The organism is Modestobacter sp. VKM Ac-2985, from assembly GCF_026967925.1.
Lineage (GTDB): Bacteria > Actinomycetota > Actinomycetes > Mycobacteriales > Geodermatophilaceae > Modestobacter.
The window spans coordinates 145,352-165,548 of sequence record NZ_JAPVBI010000003.1 but is presented as its reverse complement, the minus strand read 5'-3'; the positions used below and the strand labels follow the sequence as shown (position 1 = coordinate 165,548).

20 protein-coding genes and 1 tRNA gene are annotated in these 20,197 nt (G+C 72.1%); 14 read left to right on the top strand and 7 right to left on the bottom strand.

Features of this window, described 5'->3' with window-relative positions; translation table 11 throughout:
- Positions 1–26 precede the first annotated feature (26 nt).
- Genes O2V61_RS16835 through O2V61_RS16820 form a run of 4 tightly spaced genes read left to right on the top strand, consistent with a single transcriptional unit; the run spans position 27 to position 5,289 of the window.
- The gene (locus O2V61_RS16835; protein ID WP_269184417.1) at positions 27–737 is read left to right on the top strand and encodes a GntR family transcriptional regulator; all 711 of its coding nucleotides are present in this window, start codon (positions 27–29) and stop codon (positions 735–737) included.
- Positions 734–2,794 (top strand): hydantoinase/oxoprolinase family protein, encoded by a 2,061-nt coding sequence (locus O2V61_RS16830; protein WP_269184416.1) that lies wholly within the window; start codon positions 734–736, stop codon positions 2,792–2,794. The genes O2V61_RS16835 and O2V61_RS16830 overlap by 4 nt, the downstream gene beginning before the upstream one ends.
- A gap of 3 nt (positions 2,795–2,797) precedes the next feature.
- Positions 2,798–4,669, top strand: a complete 1,872-nt coding sequence (locus tag O2V61_RS16825; protein WP_269184415.1) for a hydantoinase B/oxoprolinase family protein — start codon at positions 2,798–2,800, stop codon at positions 4,667–4,669.
- On the top strand, positions 4,666–5,289 hold the full coding sequence (locus tag O2V61_RS16820; RefSeq protein WP_269184414.1) for an isochorismatase family protein: 624 nt from the start codon (positions 4,666–4,668) through the stop codon (positions 5,287–5,289). Before O2V61_RS16825 ends, O2V61_RS16820 begins: the two co-directional genes overlap by 4 nt.
- 280 nt (positions 5,290–5,569) lie before the next feature.
- Here O2V61_RS16820 and O2V61_RS16815 read toward each other — a convergent pair whose 3' ends face one another.
- Genes O2V61_RS16815 through O2V61_RS16805 form a run of 3 tightly spaced genes read right to left on the bottom strand, consistent with a single transcriptional unit; the run spans position 5,570 to position 6,616 of the window.
- Complete coding sequence (locus O2V61_RS16815) at positions 5,570–5,845, bottom strand: type II toxin-antitoxin system RelE family toxin (protein WP_269184413.1); 276 nt, start codon at positions 5,843–5,845, stop codon at positions 5,570–5,572.
- Positions 5,842–6,117 (bottom strand): type II toxin-antitoxin system Phd/YefM family antitoxin, encoded by a 276-nt coding sequence (locus O2V61_RS16810; protein WP_269184412.1) that lies wholly within the window; start codon positions 6,115–6,117, stop codon positions 5,842–5,844. Before O2V61_RS16810 ends, O2V61_RS16815 begins: the two co-directional genes overlap by 4 nt.
- The gene (locus tag O2V61_RS16805; RefSeq protein ID WP_269184411.1) at positions 6,062–6,616 is read right to left on the bottom strand and encodes a hypothetical protein; all 555 of its coding nucleotides are present in this window, start codon (positions 6,614–6,616) and stop codon (positions 6,062–6,064) included. The genes O2V61_RS16810 and O2V61_RS16805 overlap by 56 nt, the downstream gene beginning before the upstream one ends.
- A 532-nt stretch (positions 6,617–7,148) precedes the next feature.
- Here O2V61_RS16805 and O2V61_RS16800 point away from each other — a divergent pair.
- From O2V61_RS16800 to O2V61_RS16775, 6 genes are all read left to right on the top strand, one after another.
- The gene (locus O2V61_RS16800; RefSeq protein WP_269184410.1) at positions 7,149–8,324 is read left to right on the top strand and encodes an ABC transporter substrate-binding protein; all 1,176 of its coding nucleotides are present in this window, start codon (positions 7,149–7,151) and stop codon (positions 8,322–8,324) included.
- 136 nt (positions 8,325–8,460) lie between these two features.
- Positions 8,461–9,336 (top strand): branched-chain amino acid ABC transporter permease, encoded by an 876-nt coding sequence (locus O2V61_RS16795; RefSeq protein WP_269184409.1) that lies wholly within the window; start codon positions 8,461–8,463, stop codon positions 9,334–9,336.
- The gene (locus O2V61_RS16790) at positions 9,336–11,153 is read left to right on the top strand and encodes a branched-chain amino acid ABC transporter ATP-binding protein/permease (protein ID WP_269184408.1); all 1,818 of its coding nucleotides are present in this window, start codon (positions 9,336–9,338) and stop codon (positions 11,151–11,153) included. The genes O2V61_RS16795 and O2V61_RS16790 overlap by 1 nt, the downstream gene beginning before the upstream one ends.
- The gene (locus tag O2V61_RS16785) at positions 11,150–11,872 is read left to right on the top strand and encodes an ABC transporter ATP-binding protein (RefSeq protein ID WP_269184407.1); all 723 of its coding nucleotides are present in this window, start codon (positions 11,150–11,152) and stop codon (positions 11,870–11,872) included. The genes O2V61_RS16790 and O2V61_RS16785 overlap by 4 nt, the downstream gene beginning before the upstream one ends.
- An 85-nt stretch (positions 11,873–11,957) precedes the next feature.
- The gene (locus O2V61_RS16780) at positions 11,958–13,181 is read left to right on the top strand and encodes an alpha-hydroxy acid oxidase (RefSeq protein WP_269184406.1); all 1,224 of its coding nucleotides are present in this window, start codon (positions 11,958–11,960) and stop codon (positions 13,179–13,181) included.
- 511 nt (positions 13,182–13,692) lie between these two features.
- Positions 13,693–14,514 (top strand): GIY-YIG nuclease family protein, encoded by an 822-nt coding sequence (locus tag O2V61_RS16775; protein ID WP_269184405.1) that lies wholly within the window; start codon positions 13,693–13,695, stop codon positions 14,512–14,514.
- Between the two features lie 225 nt (positions 14,515–14,739).
- Here the strand turns inward: O2V61_RS16775 and O2V61_RS16770 are convergent.
- Positions 14,740–14,824 (bottom strand) — tRNA-Leu (locus tag O2V61_RS16770).
- A gap of 86 nt (positions 14,825–14,910) precedes the next feature.
- On the opposite strand from O2V61_RS16770, the gene O2V61_RS16765 reads away from it, so the two are divergent.
- Positions 14,911–16,233, top strand: coding sequence for a M20/M25/M40 family metallo-hydrolase (locus O2V61_RS16765; protein ID WP_269184404.1), 1,323 nt, complete (start codon positions 14,911–14,913; stop codon positions 16,231–16,233).
- Positions 16,234–16,246: 13 nt separating this feature from the next.
- The gene (locus O2V61_RS16760) at positions 16,247–17,062 is read left to right on the top strand and encodes an SDR family oxidoreductase (RefSeq protein WP_269184403.1); all 816 of its coding nucleotides are present in this window, start codon (positions 16,247–16,249) and stop codon (positions 17,060–17,062) included.
- A 6-nt stretch (positions 17,063–17,068) separates the two neighbouring features.
- Here the strand turns inward: O2V61_RS16760 and O2V61_RS16755 are convergent, their stop codons facing one another.
- Positions 17,069–17,809 (bottom strand): GAF and ANTAR domain-containing protein, encoded by a 741-nt coding sequence (locus tag O2V61_RS16755; protein WP_269184402.1) that lies wholly within the window; start codon positions 17,807–17,809, stop codon positions 17,069–17,071.
- A 138-nt stretch (positions 17,810–17,947) separates the two neighbouring features.
- Here O2V61_RS16755 and O2V61_RS16750 point away from each other — a divergent pair, with 138 nt between their 5' ends.
- Positions 17,948–18,904 (top strand): NADPH:quinone oxidoreductase family protein, encoded by a 957-nt coding sequence (locus tag O2V61_RS16750; RefSeq protein ID WP_269184401.1) that lies wholly within the window; start codon positions 17,948–17,950, stop codon positions 18,902–18,904.
- Between the two features lie 7 nt (positions 18,905–18,911).
- On the opposite strand, the gene O2V61_RS16745 is transcribed toward O2V61_RS16750, so the two are convergent.
- Entirely contained in the window at positions 18,912–19,115 is a 204-nt protein-coding gene (locus O2V61_RS16745) for a DUF5703 family protein (RefSeq protein WP_036332716.1), read from the bottom strand.
- Between the two features lie 148 nt (positions 19,116–19,263).
- Between O2V61_RS16745 and O2V61_RS16740 the strand changes: the two genes are divergently transcribed.
- Positions 19,264–19,518, top strand: a complete 255-nt coding sequence (locus tag O2V61_RS16740; protein WP_269184400.1) for a hypothetical protein — start codon at positions 19,264–19,266, stop codon at positions 19,516–19,518.
- 65 nt (positions 19,519–19,583) lie between these two features.
- Here O2V61_RS16740 and rpsD read toward each other — a convergent pair whose 3' ends face one another.
- The gene (gene rpsD, locus O2V61_RS16735) at positions 19,584–20,189 is read right to left on the bottom strand and encodes a 30S ribosomal protein S4 (protein WP_269184399.1); all 606 of its coding nucleotides are present in this window, start codon (positions 20,187–20,189) and stop codon (positions 19,584–19,586) included.
- Positions 20,190–20,197: the final 8 nt, after the last annotated feature.

The following is a 20,197-nucleotide window of genomic DNA, read 5'->3' as shown; positions in this document are numbered from 1 at the left end:
ACACAATCGTCGAGAGGATGTGACCGGTGACACGATCGATCACGTCCGCCGAGCGGGCGCTCGCCGAGCTGCGCGAGCTCATCCTCGGTGGCGATCTCACCCCCGGCGCCCGGCTCGGGGAGGTCGAGCTGGCCGATCGGCTGGGGGTCAGCCGCACACCGGTCCGCGAGGCACTCAGCAGGCTCGCCGCCGAGGGGCTGGTCGAGGTGGTCGCCAACCGCGGGGCGCGGGTGGCCACCTGGACCGTTGCCGAGCTCGAGGGCGTGTTCGACCTGCGCATCTCGCTGGAGCCCCAGCTCACCGCCTTCGCCGTGCCGAACGCCACGGCTGCCGACATCGACGAGCTGGCCGAGCTCGCACAGCGGATGATCGAGGTGGGCAGCCCCGGCCCGGGGCAGGACCTCGACGCCCTCGTCCCGCTCAACCGGGCCTTCCACGACCGGCTGGTCGCACTCGGCGGCCACCCCACCCTGGCCGCCGCGCTGGCCGCCGCCATCCACCCGCCGATCGTGCGCCGGAACTTCCACACCTACGACGCCGAGTCGCTGCGCCGCAGCCTCGCCCACCACGTCGAGATCGTCGCCGCGCTGCGGGCCGGCGACGCCGGGTGGGCCCGCGCGGTGATGACCGCACACATCTGCAACGCCCGGGCCGTCATGGTCCGTGCCGCCACCGCCCAGACCGCCCAGTCCGCCCACACCACCGTGCAGGACCGAAGCGAAGAGGAGGCCTCATGAGCTACCGGCTCGGAGTCGACGTCGGAGGCACGTTCACCGACGTCCTGTTGGTGGAGGAGGGCAGCGGCAGCACGTGGCGGGCCAAGACCGCCTCGACCCCTGCCGACCAGGCAGTCGGCGTCCTCCACGGGATCGGCAAGGTGTGCGCGGAGGCGGGCATCGAGCTATCGGAGGTGGCGCAGGTCCTGCACGGGACGACCGTGGCCACCAACGCGATCCTCGAGGGCAAGGGCGCCACCGTCGGGCTGGTGACGACCAAGGGCTTCCGGCAGGTGCTGCAGATCGCCCGGTCCTTCGTCCCCGGTGGGCTGGCCGGCTGGATCATCTGGCCCAAGCCCGAACCGCTGGCGGCGCTGGAGAACACCGTCGAGGTCGACGAGCGGATCGCCAGCGACGGCGCCGTCGTGCGGGAGCTCGACGAGGCCGACGTCCGCACGCAGCTGGAGAAGCTGCGCGGCAACGGCGTGCAGGCCCTCGCCGTCTCCCTGATCAACTCCTTCGCCGACCCGGCGCACGAGAAGCGGATCGGCGAGATCGCCGCCGAGGTGCTGCCCGGCATCCCGATCTCGCTGTCCTCGGACGTGCTGCCCGAGCTGCGGGAGTACGAGCGCACCCTCACCACGGTCGCCAACGGCTACGTCCAGCCACAGGTCAAGCGGTACGTGCAGAGCCTGGCCGGCAACCTGGCCGAAGGCGGCGTCGCCGGGGAGCTGGCCATCCTGCGCAGCGACGGCGGGCTCTCCTCGGCCGCGAACGCCATCGACTCCCCGGTCACCCTGCTGCTGTCCGGGCCCGCCGGAGGCGTCACCGGCGCGGTCTGGGTGGCCGAGCAGGCCGGCTACCGCGATCTGATCACCTTCGACATGGGCGGCACCTCCACCGACGTCGGGCTCGTGCAGGGCCTGAGCCCGAGGATCGGCCGGGAGACCAAGGTCGGCGACCTCGTCGTCCGGTCCTCCAGCGTCGACGTCCGCACGGTCGGCGCGGGTGGGGGCTCCATCGCGCACGTGCCGGAGCTCACCCGGGCGCTGCGCGTCGGCCCGCAGTCGGCCGGCGCCGACCCGGGACCGGCCGCCTACGGCACGGGCGGCACCGACCCCACGGTCACCGACGCCAACGTCGTCCTCGGGCACCTGCCCACGACCCTGGCCGGCGGCGAGATCACCCTCGACGTCGAGGCCGCGCGGGCCGCCGTCGGCAAGGTCGCCGAGGCCATGGGGCTGGACTCGCCGGAGGCCGCGGCCGCCGGGATCGTCGACATCGTCAACGAGAACATGCTGGGGGGGCTGCGCCTGGTCTCGGTCCAGCAGGGCTTCGACCCCCGCGACTTCGCCCTGGTCGCCTTCGGCGGCGCCGGCCCGCTGCACGCCAACGCGCTGGGCCGGCTGACCGGCGCCTGGCCGGTGATCGTGCCGCCCGGTCCCGGCCTGCTGTGCGCCCTCGGCGACGCCACGACCAGCCGCCGCGACGAGTCCGCGCGCACCGTGCTGCGCCGCGTCGGCGAGCTGACCGGCGAGGACCTCGCCACGATCCTCCGTGACCTGGCGGCCGACGCCGGCCGGCGGCTGGAGGAGCAGGGGGTCTCCCGCGACGAGCAGACCGTCGGCTACCAGGTCGACGTCCGCTACCACGGCCAGGGCTTCGAGATCCCGGTCGACGTCGACCCGTCCTGGCTCGCCGAGCCGGCCGCAGCCCTGGCGACGCTGGGGGAGCGGTTCGACGCCGAGCACGACCGGCTGTTCGGCTTCCTGCTCACCGTCGACCACGAGATCGTCAACGCTCGCGCCACCGTCACGGGCCCGAAGCCCGACGTCGCCCCGATGACGCTGCCCGAGGGGGACGGCGACCCGGCCGGCGCACTCGTGCAGGACCACCGGATCTACGTCGGTGGGGAGTACGCGCCCGCCGGCGTCTACGACCGCGCGAAGCTGCGGGCCGGCGACATCGTCCGGGGTCCCGCGATCGTCACCGAGATGGACTCCACCACTCTCGTCCTGCCCGGCCACGTGGCGACCGTGCACGCCTCGGGCTCCCTGCTGATCACTCCGGAGGCCTGACCCATGGCGCAGATCATCGAGACCGCGACCGGCACCGTCGAGAAGGGAGACGTCGACCCGATCACCCTCGACCTCATCGAGAACGGTCTCCGCAACGCCCGCTACGAGATGGACGAGGTGCTCTTCCGGACGGCGCTGTCGCCGGGCATCCGCGAGCAGCACGACGAGTTCCCGCTGATCGCCGACCCCGACGGGAAGATGGTCGTCGGCCAGTTCGGCCTGTCGATCCCCGACTTCCTCGACGGCTTCGACGGCACGATCGAGGAGGGCGACGTCCTGCTGACGTCGGACCCGTACGCCTGCGGCGCCGCGATCAGCCACGCCAACGACTGGCTGGTCGTCGTCCCGATCTTCCACCAGGGACGGGTCGTCGGGTGGTCGGCGATGTTCGGGCACATGTCCGACGTCGGCGGCAAGACACCGTCGTCCATGCCGACCGACGCGCTGACCATCTACGAGGAGGGCGTCGTCATCCCGCCCTTCGCGCTCTACAAGAAGGGCGAGCGCAACGAGGACGCGCTGCGGATCATCCTCAACCAGGTCCGCAAGCCCGACTGGAACCGCGCCGACCTCAACGGGCTGGTCGCCGCGTGCCGCACCGCCGCGCGCCGTGTCGTCGAGATGTGCGAACGGTTCGGCGTCGACTCCTACCTCTCGGCGCTGGACTCGCTGCTGCAGCGCAACCACGACGCCATGAAGGTGCTCCTCTCCATGGTGTTCGAGGAGGGGCGCACGCTCAGCTTCACCGACTACATCTGCGACGACGGCGTCGGCAACGGCCCCTACGAGCTCAAGCTGTCGTTGACCCGCACCGGCGACAAGGTGCACCTGGACTTCACCGGCTCCTCGCCGCAGGCGGTCGGGCCGATCAACTACTACATCAACGAGAACCTGACCCGGATGTTCTTCGGGATCTACATGATCACCGTGGCGGATCCGCAGATCCTCTGGAACGACGGCTTCTACCCGCTGGTCGACGTCACCATCCCCGACGGTTCGTACTGGAAGCCGGAGCACCCGGCGTCGCTCAACGGGCGCAACCACGGCATCGGCCGGGTCTTCGACCTCTTCGGCGGGCTGCTCGGCCAGACCAACCCGGCGCTGCTGAACGCGGCCGGCTTCTCCTCGTCCCCGCACTTCATGTACTCCGGCCACTACTCCGCCGGCGAGCGGAAGGGCGAGTGGTTCCAGCTGTACTCGATCGGCTTCGGCGGCATCCCCGGCCGGCCGATGGGCGACGGGCCGGACGGGCACTCCCTGTGGCCCAGCTTCACCAACATCCCGTGCGAGTACCTGGAGTCCTACTACCCGCTGCGGATCGAGAAGTGGGAGACGATCGCCGACACCGGCGGGCCCGGGCTGCACCGTGGCGGCAACGGCGTGGACGTCGCCTACGTCTTCGAGGAGCCGGGCACGATCGCCATCCACGACGACCGCTGGCTGACCTATCCATGGGGTGTGAACGGCGGGCGACCCGGCGCCCGGGGCACGAAGTGGATCGAACGCGCGGACGGCACCCGCTCGGTGCTGCCCAGCAAGTGCCACGACGTCCCGGTGTGCCCCGGCGATGTGCTCCACTTCGTCACCTGGGGCGGCGGCGGGTGGGGCGACCCGCTCGAGCGCGATCAGGAGCTGGTGGCCCTGGAGGTGCGGCGCGGGCTGGTGACTCCGAAGGGGGCCGAGCGGTACGGCGTCTGCGTGGCCGAGGACGGCACGGTGGACGCCCAGGCGACCGAGGCTCTCCGCGACCAGCTGCGCGCCGACCGGCCCGCCGAGCTCCCGGTCTTCGACATGGGCCCGCCGATCGAGGAGCTCCTCGCCCGATGTCAGGAGGAGACCGGGCTGCCCGCGCCGAAGCGTCCCGTGTGGGCGTGAGCGTCCCGGAGCCAGCCCTCGGCCCGCACGGCCGCTCGTTCTCGGGCCGGGTGGGCTGGGGGGCGAGGCCTGCCGTCGTCGTCATCGACCTGGTGCGGGCCTACACCGAGCCGGACGGACCGTTCGGGCTGCCGTCGCCGGAGTCGGCGGTGGCAGCGGTGACGTCCCTGGTCGACGCGGCCCGGTCGGCCGGGCACCCGGTCGTCTGGACCGTGGTCCGCTACGCCTCGGACCTGGCCGACGGTGGGCTGTTCGTCCGCAAGGTGCCCGCGCTCTCCGTCTTCGCGGCGGGCGCCCCGGGTGGCTGGGGCGAGCTGGTCCTTGCCCCGGTGCCGGGAGAACCAGTGGTGGTGAAGCAGTACGCGTCTGCCTTCTTCGGGACGTCGCTGGCGCCGACCCTGTACGCGGCCGGGGTGGACACGGTCGTGCTCGCCGGCGTCTCCACCTCCGGCTGCGTCCGGGCCACCGCCATGGACGCGCTCAACTCCGGCTTCCGGCCCCAGGTCGTGCGGCAGGCGTGCGCTGACCGCACGCCTGCGGTTCACGAGAACAACCTGGCTGACCTGGACGCCAAGTACGCCGACGTCGTGGACCTGTCGGAGGCCTTGACCCACCTGTGATCAGCAGACCGCCGGCGGTGGGCTCGGCGCACCCGAGGGGGTCGAGATCAGTTCGGCGTGGCCGCGCGGGCAGCGGTCCGCCGGCATGCCCCCGTCCCATGAGCGCCGCCGCCTTCTCCGAGGCCGAGGGCTCGGCCAGGGGGCGTCGAGGTCGTGGTGGGAGTGCAGCTGGGGAGAGCAGCAGAACCCCCACACGCCTGCCACGCTGTGGGAGTTCGACTCTGTGTCCGAGGGGCGACACGGTGCTTCCGCACACGCTTGCCCCCGCAGGAGGAACCAGTCAGCCGTAGGCGTCGGCGCGGTGCGAGATGCGCACGACTCGAACCAGCACCTCCTCGTCGTGGATGGAGTAGATGACCCGGTACTGGCCCCTGCGCGCAGACCAGTACCCCTCCAGTCCGAAGCGCAGCGGCTTGCCCACGCGGTACGGCTCCGCGGCCAGCGACCCGTACAGGAAGTCGACGACCGCCACGGCCACCGGTTCAGGGAGGTCCCGTTCGACTGCCCGCTTCGCAGCGGCCGAGAGGACGACGCTGTAGGCCCGGGGGCCGGTCACCGGCGGCGGGCTGCCAGTGCGGCTCGCACCTCGGCCTCGTCGTAGACCTCGCCGGCCGTCATCTCGGACTCGGCCTGCCGGATCTCCGACCGGGCCTGGGGGTCGGACAGCACTTCGAGGGTCTCCATCAACGACTCGTAGTCCTCGACCGCGAGGATGACGGCGACCGGACTGCCGTTCCTGGTGATGGTGACCCGCTCATGGGTGCCGGCCACCTCATCGATCACCTGGCTGAACCGGGCCTTGACCGTGGCGAGCGGCTGCGTCGTCATGACCAGAATCCTGGTCAAGCAGCCAGCCGCGGTCAAGCAGTTCGCCAGGTGGTCGCAGAGCCACGCGATGTGGGTCGAACCTCGTGGCGGGTGGGCGCACGATCGGCGTGATCCAGCCGCCCGCGGCCAGATGGAGGCTCCAGGTGCCCTCATCGCGATCCGCGAAGAGCGCATCGAGGACATCGGCCCACTCCTCGTCAGCCGCGGTGACGTCGGCCCCACCGGGCCGGCAGAGGGCGAAGGCCAGGTGGCCCTCATCCGCGACCCCGTCCGCCGTGACGGCGCGGTGGACCCGTAGCACCGCTTCGGCGGCCTGCACGTCGGGCTTCCGCACGCCGGTGAGGCGCAGGCAGCGCCCGAGCCGGTGGCCGGAGGAGTCCAGCCAGAGCATGGCCAGCGTGAGATCTGGGAGTCGTTCCTCGGACATGACCTCGGCCCACCAGAGGCTCAGTTCGGCAGCCGAGGCGGTGGGCACGGTCGAGCGCACGATCTGTGTCATGCCGTCACGGTGGCAGCGGCCGCCGACGTCCTGGCACCGTTGTCCACAGGCTCGTCCGTCCGCGGACGAGTGCTCTTCGTGGACGTCTCCGGAAGCGACGAGGCATCACGGTCGGGAACTGTGGGCCTCGGTGTCGGGAGTGACCGAGGGGTGCACGAGCTCAAGAGCGTTCCGGCAGGTCGTGGGGCGGCCTCGCGCATCACGCGGATCGCCGTCCCGCCCGGGGCATCTGAACGTGTCAGCGTCGCCACCGTCGTGGACGGAGCAGGCGACGCGGTACCGACCTCTGCGGGCGGACCAGCAGTCGGCGATGCGCCCACGTCCCACGGTCCTGGTGGGTCACGTTCTGCACACGCTTCGCCCGCCGCTGCCGAGGGCTGAGCAGCAAGTGCCTACTGTGACTCAGGTAACCGGCCGACCGCCTCGGTCGGCCCACGACGTCCGGGCGGCACGGGCATGCCCGGCCGCCCCGAGGGACGCGCGGTCGCCTCGTCGGGGCCGACGTGGTCGTCGTGCTCGACAAGGGAGAGACATGCGCACCAAGCTTCACACCGTTGCCGCGGCCGGCGCCGCGGTCGTCGTCCTCGCCTCCTGCTCCTCCGGCGACGGCGGTGGGGACTCCACCGCCTCCGGGGGGCTGACCGGCGAGGGCAGCGGCGAATCGTGCACCATCGAGGGCGAGGTGCCCATCGGCGCGGTGCTCAGCCTCACCGGCGCAGCGGCCAGCTACGGCGAGTCCCAGCAGCGTGGCCTGGAGCTGGCCGCCGCGGAGCTCGCCGAACAGGACGGCGTCACCTACGACCTCACGATCGAGGACGACCAGACCGATCCCCGGCAGGGCATCACCCTGTTCGACCAGTTCGTCTCCGACGGCGCGAGTCTCATCATCGGGCCGACGCTGTCCAACGCCGCCGTCCAGGCCGACCCGATCGCCCAGGAGGCCGGCGTCCCGGTGCTGGGCATCTCCAACACCGCCGCGGGCGTCACCGAGATCGGTGACTACATCTTCCGCGACTCCCTCACCGAGCAAGCGGTGATCCCGCAGACGATCGCCCAGGCGACCGAACAGTTCGGGCTCCAGGACGTCGTCGTCATGTACAGCAACGACGACGCGTTCACCGAGTCCGGGTACGAGGCGTTCACCGCCGCGCTCGAGGAGGAGGGCGTGAACGTCAGCGAGACGATCACGTTCTCCAAGTCCGACACCGATTTCCGCGCCCTGCTCACCCAGGCGCAGCAGAGCGACCCGGACGCGCTGGTCGTCTCCGCACTGATCGAGGCCGCGGTGCCGCTGGTGACCCAGGCCCGTGAACTCGGGATCGATGTGCCGATCATCGGCGGCAACGGGTTCAACAACCCGCAGCTGATGTCCGACGCCGGCGAGGCGGCCGAGGGCGTCGTCGTCGGCGCCGCCTGGAACTCGTCGTCCGACAACCCCGAGAACCAGGCGTTCCTCGAGGCCTACGAGGCCGAGTACGGCGCGCAGCCCGACCAGTTCGCCGCTCAGGCCTACACCGGGCTCAAGCTCGTCGACCACGCCGTGCGCGCCAACTGCTCCGCGGAGCGGGACGACATCCAGGAGGCGCTGGGGCAGATCGAGGGCCTGCCCACCGTCCTCGGTGAGTTCTCCATCGACGAGAACCGGGACGCCGACCACCCGGCCGTCGTGCAGGTGGTCCAGGACGGCGAGTTCGCCGTCCTCGAATGACCCGGACGCGGCGTCGGCCGGCTGACCGGCCTGCGCCGCGCTGCGACCCCGCCGGGGCCCCGGTCCGCGGACCGGGGCCCCGGTCGCGCGTCTCGGCTACCGTGCCCGGGCACCCACGACGAGAACAGGCAACGCTGTGCAGCAGCTCCTCAACGGCATCTTCATCGGTTCGATCTACGCGTTGTTCGCCATCGGCTTCACGCTGGTCTTCGGCATCCTCGACCGGTTGAACCTGGCGCACCCCGCGGTCTTCGCCGCTTCCGCCTTCGTCGGCATCGAGCTGGTCGAGCGGGGTGGGCTGTCGCTCTGGGCCGCCCTGCCGATCGTGTTCGTCTTCGGCGCCGTGCTGGGCCTGGTCATCGAGCGTGTGGCGTTCCGGCCGCTCAAGGGCCGGGCCGACGCCCACTTCGCCGGGCTGATCTCCTCCATCGCGCTCGCCGGCATGCTGGTCGCGCTGTTGCAGTGGCGCTACGGTCCGGACACCCGCCGCTTCCCGCCGGGCTCGTTCCCCGACACCCGGTTCGAGCTCGCCGGCGCCCAGGTGACCCTCGTGCAGGTGGTGATCCTCGCGATCTCCCTCGCCCTCATGGTGGGCCTCACGTACATGGTCACCCGGACGCGGCTGGGTCGGGGGATGCGCGCGGTCGCGGAGAACCCGACGGCGGCGCGGGTGCTCGGCGTGGACGTCGATCGGGTCACGGCGATCACCTTCGCGATCTCCTCGGCGCTCGGCGCGGTCGCCGGAGTGCTGTTCGCCATCAACGTGAACACCGCCCAGCTGGGCATGGGTTCGGCGATCGAGCTCAAGGGCCTGGCCGTCATCATCGTCGGCGGCATGGGCTCGCTGCCCGGCGCGCTCATCGGCGGGCTGCTGCTGGGCCTGGCCGAGGTGTTCGCCGTCCAGTACATCGGCTCGTCCTGGAGGGACGTCATCGCCTTCGGCCTGCTGTTCGTGATCCTGCTGCTGCGCCCGCAGGGGCTGCTCGGCGCGCGGAAGGTCCGGGAGGTCTGATGCTGGACCAGTACGCCACCACCCTGACCTTCATCGCGCTGGGCGCGATCTTCGCCTACTCCTTCTACGCCGTCCTGATCGCCGGGCAGCTCAGCCTCGGCCAGGCCGGCTTCGCCTCGCTGGCGGCGTTCTCCGGGGCCTACCTGGCACCCAGCGCGGCCGACGTCGGGGAGATCCCTGCGCTGCTGATCGCCGTGGTGATCGGCATGTCGGTCGGCGCGCTCGCCGCCGTCGTCCTCGGCCTGCCGACCATGCACCTGCGCGGGGTCTTCCTGGCCATCGCCACCCTCGGGTTCGCCGAGGCGGTGCGGGTGGTGCTGCTCAACCAGGAGTGGACCGGTGGCGCGCAGGGCCTCGGGGTGCCCCGGGTCCTCACCGTCGGCATGGCGTGGACCGCGCTCGCGCTGGTGGCCTACTGGTTCTGGCGGATGGGCCGTTCCCGGTACGGCCGCGCCCTGGAGGCCATCCGCGAGGACGAGCTGGCCGCCCGCTCCATGGGCATCGACGTGGGTCGCCACCGGCTCGCCGCCTTCGTCACCGCAGGGGCGGTCGCCGGGCTGTACGGCGTCCTCTACGCCTACTACGTCCGGCTCATCGCTCCCAGCGACTTCGACTTCCTGGCGGCCGTCGAGGGTCTGGTCACCGCCGTGGTCGGTGGTTCCACGATGTTCCTGGGGCCGCTGCTGGGCAGCGGGTTCCAGACGATCGTCCCGGAGGTCCAGCGGGCGGTCGGGGTGGAGGCCGGCTGGATCCGGCCGTTCCTCGCCGGCCTGCTGCTGCTGGCCGTCATCCTGTTCCTGCCGGGCGGTCTGGCGAGCCTCATCCCGCGCCGGACGCGCATGCCGTCCGGCGCTGCCGACGACGACGCCGCCGGCCTGGCCGGTCGTCGTCACCCGGCAGCCGGCGAACCGGTGGTCACCCTGGCCGGGTTGGGCAAGGAGTACGGCGGGGTGCACGCCGTCCGTGACGTGGACCTGGACGTCCGGGCCGGTGAGGTGGTCGGCCTGATCGGCCCCAACGGGGCCGGCAAGACGACGCTGGTCAACATGATCAGCGGCCTGGTCCCGCCCAGCACGGGCAGCGCGACGGTGCTCGGGACGGCGATCGGCAGCACGCCGGTGCACCGCATCGCCGCCGCGGGGGTGAGCCGCACGTTCCAGCACTCGAAGCTGTTCAACCGGCTGTCGGCGCTGGAGAACGTGCTGGTCGGCGCCCACCTCGTCAGCCGGCCGACCTTCCTGCGGCGGCTGCTCTGGCTGCCGTCGGCGCGCCGGGACGAGCGGGCGGCGCTGCGGCAGGCGTCCCGCTGCCTGGAGCGGGTCGGGCTGACCTCGCTCGCCGCCACCCGCGCCGAGGCCCTGTCCTACGGCGACCAGCGCAGGCTCGAGATCGCCCGCGCGCTGGCCTCCGATCCGTCGCTGCTGATCCTGGACGAGCCGGCCGCCGGGATGAACCACGTCGAGGCGGCGCGGCTGTCGGAGCTGATCCGGTCGCTGGCGCAGGACGGGCTGACCATCCTGTTCATCGAGCACAACGTCGGCATGGTCCTGCAGACCTGCAGCCGGGTCGTCGTCCTCAACTTCGGCGAGGTCATCGCCAGCGGCGCGCCGGAGGCGATCGCCGCCGATCCCGCGGTCATCGAGGCCTACCTGGGCTCGGCCGACGACGACGACGTGGACGGCGGCCTGCTCGCCGAGGGAACCCGCGCGGATGCGACCCCGGCCGAGGATGCGCCACCGGATGCGGTCGTGAACCTGCGGCCCGGTGACGCCGGCACCCTGGACACACCGGACACCGGCCCGAGGGAGGCGACATGAGCGACCCCATCCTCACCGTGGAGGACCTGCGGGTGACCTACGGACGGGTGGAGGCGGTCCGGGACGTCTCGTTCCAGGCGCAGCAGGGCTCGCTGGTGACGCTGGTCGGGGCGAACGGGGCGGGCAAGTCCTCGGTCATCAACGCCGTCTCCGGCATGCTGCGGCCGGCCGGCGGGCGGATCACCTTCGAGGGCCAGGACATCACCCGGACGCCGGCCCACAAGCTGGTGGGCCGCGGGTTGGTGCAGGTGCCGGAGGGGCGTCAGGTCCTCGCCACGCTCACCGTCGAGGAGAACCTCCAGATGGGCGGCTGGCACTCGGGGAGCGACGGCGCGCGCTCCGTCGACGCCATGTACGACCGGTTCCCGGTGCTGGCCGAACGGCGAGCGCTCCCGGCCGGTGCCCTGTCCGGTGGCGAACAGCAGATGCTGGCCATCGCCCGCGCCCTGATCGCCGGGCCGAAGGTGATGCTCATGGACGAGCCGTCGATGGGGCTGGCGCCCAAGATCGTCGCCGAGGTCTTCCGGGTCATCGAGGAGATCCGTGCCTCGGGGACCACGGTCGTGCTCGTGGAACAGAACGCCCGCCGGGCGCTGCGCGCCGCCGACCACGGGTACGTGCTGCAGAGCGGGGAGGTCGTGCACTCCGGCCCGGCCGGTGAGCTGCTCGCCGACGAGCGCGTCGTGCAGGCGTACCTGGGGGTAGAGAGCGGCGGTTGACGCCGGGCGGCCCGTCGTCCCAGCACGTGCAGGCTGCCCCCACTCGACCGCCGTCCCCACCGCGCCCGGACCACGAGGACCTCTCATGACCAGCACAGTCGGCCCGCGCCGTCGCCCCCGGTGGCGCGAGCTGCGCCCGATGCTCCCGCCCGTCCCCACCCTGCCGACGACCACCACGAGGCTCGCGCAGGCCGCCGACATCGGCGATCTGCGGCTGCTCGCCCGCCGGCGCGCGCCCCGGATGGTCTTCGACTACGTCGATGGCGGTGCCGAGAGCGAGCGCTCGCTTCGAGCGTCCGTCGAGGCCTTCGACCGGGTCACCTTCCGACCGCGTGTCCTCCGCGACGTCGGCACCGTGTCCACCAGCACGGACGTGCTCGGGCGCAGCATCGCTCTCCCGCTCGTGCTGGGCCCGACGGGCTTCACCCGGATGATGCACCGCGGGGGCGAGTCGGCCGTCGCCCGCGCCGCTGCAGCGGCCGGGATCCCCTACACGCTGTCGACGATGGGGACCACGACCGCCACCGACGTGGCCGCAGCCGCCCCGGAGGGGTGGAACTGGTTCCAGCTCTACGTCGTCCGGGACCGCGGCCGCAGCCGGGACAGTCTCCAGCTGGCCCGGGACGCCGGCATGGACGTGCTCGTGCTCACCGTGGACGTGCCGGTCGCGGGCGCCCGGCTGCGCGACGTCCGGCACGGCCTGACCATGCCCCCGTCGCTGCGGTGGCGCAGTGCCCTGCAGGCCGTGGGCCGTCCCGCGTGGTGGGCGGACTTCCTCACCAGCGAGCCTCTCGCCTTCGCCACCGTCGGAGGCGCTCCGGGCGACCTGGCCGGCATCGTCAACACGATGTTCGACCCGGGCGTCACGCTCGCCGACATCGAGTGGATCCGGAGCGCCTGGGGCGGCAAGCTCCTCGTCAAGGGCGTGCAGGACGTCGTCGACGCCCAGAGCCTGGCCGGCATCGGGGTCGATGGCCTCGTCGTCTCCAACCACGGTGGCCGGCAACTCGACCGCGCACCGGCCCCGCTCGACCTGCTGCCGCACGTGCGCGACGCGGTGGGCGAGGAGATGGCGGTGTTCCTCGACGGCGGCGTGCGCAGCGGAGCCGACATCGCCGCCGCGGTCGGCCTCGGGGCCACGGCCGCATTCATCGGCCGCGGCTACCTCTACGGCCTGATGGCCGGCGGCGAGGCCGGCGTGCAGCGTGCACTGACGATCCTGCGCATCGAGTACGAGCGGACCATGCAGCTGCTCGGAGTGACCATGACCGGCGAGCTGGCCGACGCCCGCGTGAGCTTGCGCTCATGAACGAGCTGTCGGTCCGGCCCCTCCGGGACGGCCGCCGCTACAGCTGAGCCGAGTACGGCGCCTGGGACGGCGTCCCGCTGCTCTTCCTGCACGGCACACCGGGCGGCCGGCTCGGCGTGGTTGCGCACCACGAGCAGCATCGGCGGCAGGAGCTGCGGGTGATCGCTCCCGACCGACCCGGCGACGGCGGGAGCGACCCATCACCCGGGCGGAACGTCCGGACAGGCGCCGACGATCTCGTCGAAGCTCCAGCTCGCGCGCTCTGTCATCGCCGTGACACGCCCGCCGGCGGCCACGGGAAAGGTCCACGACTCCTCAATCCGGTCCTCGAGTTCGACTTCGAGGATCTCGGGCCATTCGTCGTCGGCCTGACTGGAGCGGTCATCAGGCTGGTGCCAGGCGGCTGAACCCCGGCGGTTGCCCGGAGATCACTCCGGGGATCGAAGCTACCGTGCAGCTGGCCGGGCGTCTCGAGATCGTGTCGCCGAGGCGCTGACCCCGGGGGATGCCGATGCTGACGTTCAACGACCTGCTGTCCCTCGAGGGTGTCGACCCGGCGAAGGTCCGTCTGGTCCGACACCAGGACAACCGGGTGAAGGTCGGCCGGCTCTACGAGGCCTGGCGCAACGACAGATCAACGTTCGAGCGGTACCAGAGCGTCCAGCAGCGCAGCCTGTTCGACGTGGGAGACCTGCTCGCCAGCTTCATCGTGACCGAGGCCCGCAGAACCGTGTTCGTCGGCCTCTACGAGGTCGCCGGCAGCAACACTTGCCCGGCCGGCAGCGTCGAGGCCCTGACCGGCGTCGACGTGTCCGGCTACCAGAGCTACGACCTGCGGCTGCTCGAGCAACTCGGCGGCTACACCGACAAGATCGTCATCGACTGGGGGGCCGGCACTCGGAGCTGGGTCCAGCGAGCCGCCAATCAGCCGAAGCCGGTCCTCGAGATCGCCGAGCAGTACGAACCCCGTTTTCCCGGGTTCCGCGAGTTCGTCCGACGGGTCGACGACATCCCCACCCTCCCGCACGGCTGGCAGCAGGTCCTGCGCGCCGTGAAGGGCGTGTACCTGCTGGTCGACGTCGAGTCCGGACAGCAGTACGTCGGCTCGGCGAAGGGTGCCGACAGCCTGCTCGGCCGCTGGCTGGAGTACGCCAACGGCGGTGACGGCGGCGACGTCCGGCTCAAGGCCGTCGCCCGCCACGGCCGCCGGCACTACCAGGTGTCGGTGCTCGAGGTCGTCGACGGCAACACCCCCGACGACACCATCGAGCAGATCGAGTCGTACTGGAAGTCCAAGCTGCTCACCCGGCGGTTCGGTCTCAACGCCAACTAGTCAGCAGCGAGGTGCACCCCTGGGCACCGGGAAGCACTTCAGCGGTCGAAACCGGTGTCCGGGACTGCCCCCGGTTCGGTGGACCGTAGACCCATGCGGAAACAGCCGGGCGGCTGAGGATGTCGACCAGCTGGCCGGCTCCAGTCCTCAGGGGTCGAGCCAACGTGCCGACGTCAGAAGCAGGAGAACCCCCACTGCCCTGAAGACCGTGGGGGTTCAACTCGGTGTCCGAGGGGGGACTTGAACCCCCACGCCCGATAAAGGGCACTAGCACCTCAAGCTAGCGCGTCTGCCATTCCGCCACCCGGACAAGGTGGGCACTCCGCGGAGCGCCTCGACCAGCATAACCGAGGCCGCTCCCGGGTCGGGACAGGGGCCGGTGGCACCATCGACCGCATGTCGCAGCCCACGCCCCTGGCCGGTGCCCAGTCCGAGGTCGCGGACCTGCTCTCCGACCTGATCCGCATCGACACCACCAACACCGGCGACTCCGCCACCAGCGCGGGGGAGCGGAAGGCCGCCGAGTGGGTCGCCGCCAAGCTCGACGAGGTGGGGATCGACAGCGTCATCCACGAGTCCGAGCCGGGCCGCGCCAGCCTGGTCGCCCGGATCGAGGGCACGAACCGGGACCGCCCGGCGATGCTGGTCCACGGCCACCTGGACGTCGTCCCGGCCGACCCGGCCGAGTGGAGCGTCCACCCGTTCAGCGGTGAGCAGCGTGACGGCTACGTGTGGGGCCGCGGCGCGGTCGACATGAAGGACATGGACGCGATGACCCTGGCGCTGGTGCGCGACTGGGCCCGCACCGGCGTGAAGCCCGACCGCGACATCGTGCTGGCCTTCGTCGCCGACGAGGAGGCCGGCGGCCGCAAGGGCGCCCACTACATGGTCGACCACCACGCCTACCTCTTCGAGGGCTGCACCGAGGCGATCAGCGAGGTCGGCGGCTTCAGCATCACCGTCCGCGACGACCTGCGCCTCTACCTCGTGCAGACCGCGGAGAAGGGCCTGGCCTGGATGAAGCTCACGGCCCAGGGCCGCCCTGGGCACGGCTCCTTCGTGCACGACGACAACGCCGTCACCCGGCTGGCCGCGGCGGTCGCCCGGATCGGCACCACCCGGCTCCCCACCGTGCTCACCCCGCCGATGCGCGAGTTCCTCGACGCGGTCAGCGACGCCTACGGGGTGGAGATCGACCCGGACCAGCCCGACGAGGCGCTGGCCCGGCTGGGCAGCATCAGCCGGATGATCGGCGCGGCCCTGCGCAACACGGTCAACCCCACGATGCTCGACGCCGGCTACAAGACCAACGTCATCCCCGGCACCGCCAGCGCGACCATCGACGGCCGCTTCCTGTACGGCCAGGAGGCGGAGTTCGAGGGTCAGCTGGACGAGCTGATCGGCGAGGGCGTCACCCGCGAGTGGATCACCTACGACCAGGCCGTGGAGACGACGTTCGACGGCCCCTCGGTCGACCTGATGGTCCAGGCGCTGCAGGCCGAGGACCCGGGCGCCCGCGCCGTCCCGTTCACCATGAGCGGCGGCACCGACGCCAAGAGCTTCGAGACGCTGGGCATGCGCTGTTTCGGGTTCTCCCCGCTCAAGCTCCCCGCCGAGCTGGACTTCGCCTCGCTGTTCCACGGCATCGACGAGCGCATCTCCATCGACTCGATGCAGTTCGGCATCCGGGTGCTCGACCGGTTCCTCCGCCAGGCGTGATGTGATGCCGGGCGTGACCGACACCACTCCCACGCCCGGTTCTCCCGCCCCTGGCGACGTCGCCCTCGTCACCGGAGGGACCGGCGGCTTCGGCCGCGCCCTCGCCACCTTGCTCCGCGAGCGCGGGGTGACCGTCGTCCTCGCCGACCTCGACAGCCCGGCCAACCGCGAGGTCGCCGCGGGCCTGGGGGCGCACTTCGCGGCCCTCGACGTCACCGACCGGGCGGCCAACGCCGCCGTGGTCGCCGCGGTGGAGGCAGAGCACGGCCGGCTGGACGCCGTCTTCCTCAACGCCGGCATCGCCGGGCAGTCCCGGCACGCCCTGGACGTCGACGAGTTCCTCAGGGTGGTCGACGTCGATCTCTTCGGCGTCGTCTACGGCACCGAGGCTGCGCTGCCGGCCCTGCGTCGTGCCGGTGGCGGGTCGATCGTGGTGACCGCCTCGCTGGCCGGCCTGTCGCCGATGGCCACCGACCCCGGCTACAGCGTCGCCAAGGGCGGGGCGGTCGCTTTCGTGCGGTCGATGGCCTCCCGTCTCGTCGACGACGGCATCACCATCTCCGCGATCTGCCCCGGCTTCGCCGACACCGCGATCATCGACCCGCTGCGTGAGGAGTTCGCCGCCGCCGACTTCCCGGTGCTGTCGGCCGGCGAGGTCGCCGAGGCGATGGTCGCAGCCTGGGCCGGCGCCGAGCCCGGTGCGGCCTACGTCGTCCAGCCGGGGGTGGGGGCCGTGCCGTACAGGTTCAAGGGGGTGCCGGCCGCCCGGACCACGAGCGGCGAGACCGCCGTCGTCCCCACCGCGCTGCGGCCGCCCTCGATGCGCTGAGCCGGGTCAGACCTCCAGCGAACCGGTGTGCACGATGTGCTCGGCGACCACCCGGAGCTTGCGGTTGGTGCGCTGACTGGCCTCGACCAGCCACCGGTGGGCCTGCTGCTCGGTCACCCGATGGCGCGTCATCACCACGCCGATGGCGGTGGCGATGGTGCGGTTGGTGACCAGGGCCGTCTCCAGGTGGGCGACGCGCTCCTCGGCCTCGGCCTGCGCGGCGAGGGCCGACTCGACGACCGCGCGGTCGAGTTCGCGCGCCGCGGCCACGGTGACCAGGTCGGCGGCCGCTCCCAGGACCGCCAGCTCCGCAGCGCCGAACTCGGGGCGGGTCCGGGAGCCCATCGACAGGGTGCCGAGCACGGCCGGTCCCGCGGTCAGCGGGAAGCTGGCGTAGGCGGTGGCGTCCAACTCCCGGGCCAGGGCCAGCCGCTCGTCGGGGTCGGCGTCCACCCGGGCGTGCGCCTCCGGACGGCGGTGTTCGGCGACCATCCCGCAGACGGCGACACCGAGCGGGACCACCGCGAGGTCCGGTCGGTGCTGCTCGGCCACCCCGATGGTGGTGTGCAGGCGAAGCTCGTCGGCCGCCGGGGGGAGCTCGTACCGGATGGAGAAGTCCAGCCCGAACGGCCGGTTCAGGTCGTCGACGAGGCGTTCGACGAGGTCGTGGGAGGGGCTGCCTGCGGCCAGGTCAGCGCCGAGCCGGCCCAGGGTGCGCACGGCGACGGGGTCGATGGTCGAGCTCACGGTGGTTCGTCCTCCGGTGTCCGGCGACGCCGTCCTCTCGACGCCAACCGTTCCAGAGTACGAGGCGCCCGGTTTCGTGCAACCAGTCCTCGGCCCCCGGGTGACCGGCGTCACCGCCGCTCTGGCAGGGTGCCGGACATGCGCGCATGGCGAGTCCACTCCCTCGGGAACCCGGCCGAGGTCATGTCCCTCGACGAGGTCGACCAGCCCACGCCGGCCGACGGCCAGGTGCTGGTCAAGGTGCGGGCGGCGGGGCTGAACTTCCCCGACGTGCTGATGGCGATGGGGCAGTACCAGGAGCGGCCGCCGCTGCCGTTCACCCCCGGCGTCGAGCTCTGCGGGGAGATCGTCGAGACCGGCCAGCGGGTGCTCGGCTCACCGTCCGGCGGGCCGGGAGCCTTCGCCGAGTACGCACTGATGGACGCCGCTGCCGCCTGGCCGGTGCCCGACGCGATGTCGGACGAGCAGGCCGCCTCGCTGTACCTCACCTACCAGACCGGCTACGTCGGCCTGCACCGTCGTGCGGCGCTGCAGGCGGGGGAGTGGCTGCTGGTGCACGCCGGGGCCGGCGGCGTGGGGACGGCGGCGATCCAGCTCGGCAAGGCCGCCGGCGCGAAGGTGATCGCCACCGCCGGCGGGGAGCGCAAGACCGAGGTCTGCCGTTCCCTCGGCGCCGACCACGTCATCGACTACACCGCCGAGGACTTCGTCCCGCTGGTCAAGGAGATCACCGGCGGGCACGGGGCCGACGTGGTCTACGACCCGGTGGGCGGCGAGGTGTTCGACAAGTCGCGCAAGTGCATCGCCTTCGAGGGGCGGTTGGTCGTCGTCGGCTTCACCAGCGGCACCATCCCGCAGGCCCCGGTCAACCACGCGCTGGTCAAGAACTACAGCATCGTCGGGCTGCACTGGGGCCTGTACCGCAAGCACGACCCGGCCCGGATCGGCATGGTCCACCAGGCGCTGTGCGACCTGTTCGCCGACGGCGCCATCGCCCCGCTGGTCGGCCAGTCGCTGCCGCTCACCGAGCTCCCGCAGGCGATGGCCGCCATCGCCGACCGCAGCACCGTCGGCAAGGTCGTCCTCACCCCCTGACGGGGCCTCAGACCATGGGGCGGGGGAGGTAGGACAGTCGCATCCGGCGTCGCATGATCACCTTGCGGGTGCCGTCGGCGTGCAGCTGGAGCCGGGCGAGCTCCCAGCCGCCGGTGTCGGACTGCATGCTCATCAGCTGCGCGGCCGCGGAGCGGGAGATGCCCGCCGGGATGCGCAGCGGGGCGTACTCGTACTCGCCGGGTGCTGACACCTCGTCGATTGTGCCTGCCGGACGCCGGTGGGTCATGTGGTGGTCACCACGACGCCACCCGGACCGGGTGTCGCACCGGCGGAGTGCGGGCAGGGGAGGACGGCGCGGCCCGGCACCCGGCCAGGCCCCCGACCGGCGAGGAGCCCCCATGACCGACCCCGAAGCCAACGACGCCGACCGCCTGGAGCAGCAGCGGACCGTCGCCCCGGCCGGCCCGGAACTCGCCGACGAGGTGACCCCGGTGGGCGCCGACGTCCCGGAGGCCGACGCCGTCGAGCAGCAGCTCAGCGCAACCCCGGGAAGCTCGACGGGCCTGCGGGACGCCGATCCCGAGGCCGATGAGTACGACGTCCTGGAGCAGCAGGCGGCCGTCCCCGACGACGAGGACGAGCAGCGCGACTGACCTCGAACGCCTCCGGTGGGCACCGACCGACGGCCGGGGCCGGAACGACCCCGGCCCGGCCCGGCTCAGCGGGAGTAGTACTCCACGACCAGCTGCTCCTCGCAGACCACCGGGACCTCGGCGCGCTGCGGCCGGCGCAGGACCACGCAGCGGAGCTCGGAGAGCTGGACCTGCAGGTAGGCCGGGGCGGCGGCGTGGGCGCCGGAGGCGGCGACCTGGAAGGGGAGCTTGGCCTTGCTGCGCTCAGCGATCTCGACGACGTCGTAGGGCTGCACCTGGTAGCTGGGCCGGTCGACCCGCTTGCCGTTCACCGTGACGTGCTGGTGGCTGACCGTCTGCCGGGCCTGGTAGATCGTCCGCGCGAAGCCGGCGCGCAGCACCGTGGCGTCCAGCCGGGCCTCGAGCTGGTGGGTGATCAGCTCCTCGCCGGTCTTCCCGCCGCTGCGCCGGGCTCGGTCGAACGCCGAGCGCAGCTGGGTCTCGCTGATGTCGTACTGGGCGCGCAGCCGCTGCTTCTCCAGCAGCCGGGTCTTGTAGTCGCTGGTGTTCTTGCGCTTGCGGCCGTGCTCACCGGGCGGGTAGGGGCGCCGCTCGAAGTAGCGGACGTCCTTGGGGGTGAGCGGGATGCCCAGCGCGCGGGAGCGCCGGACCTTGGGGCGAGAGCTGTTCACACGGTCCT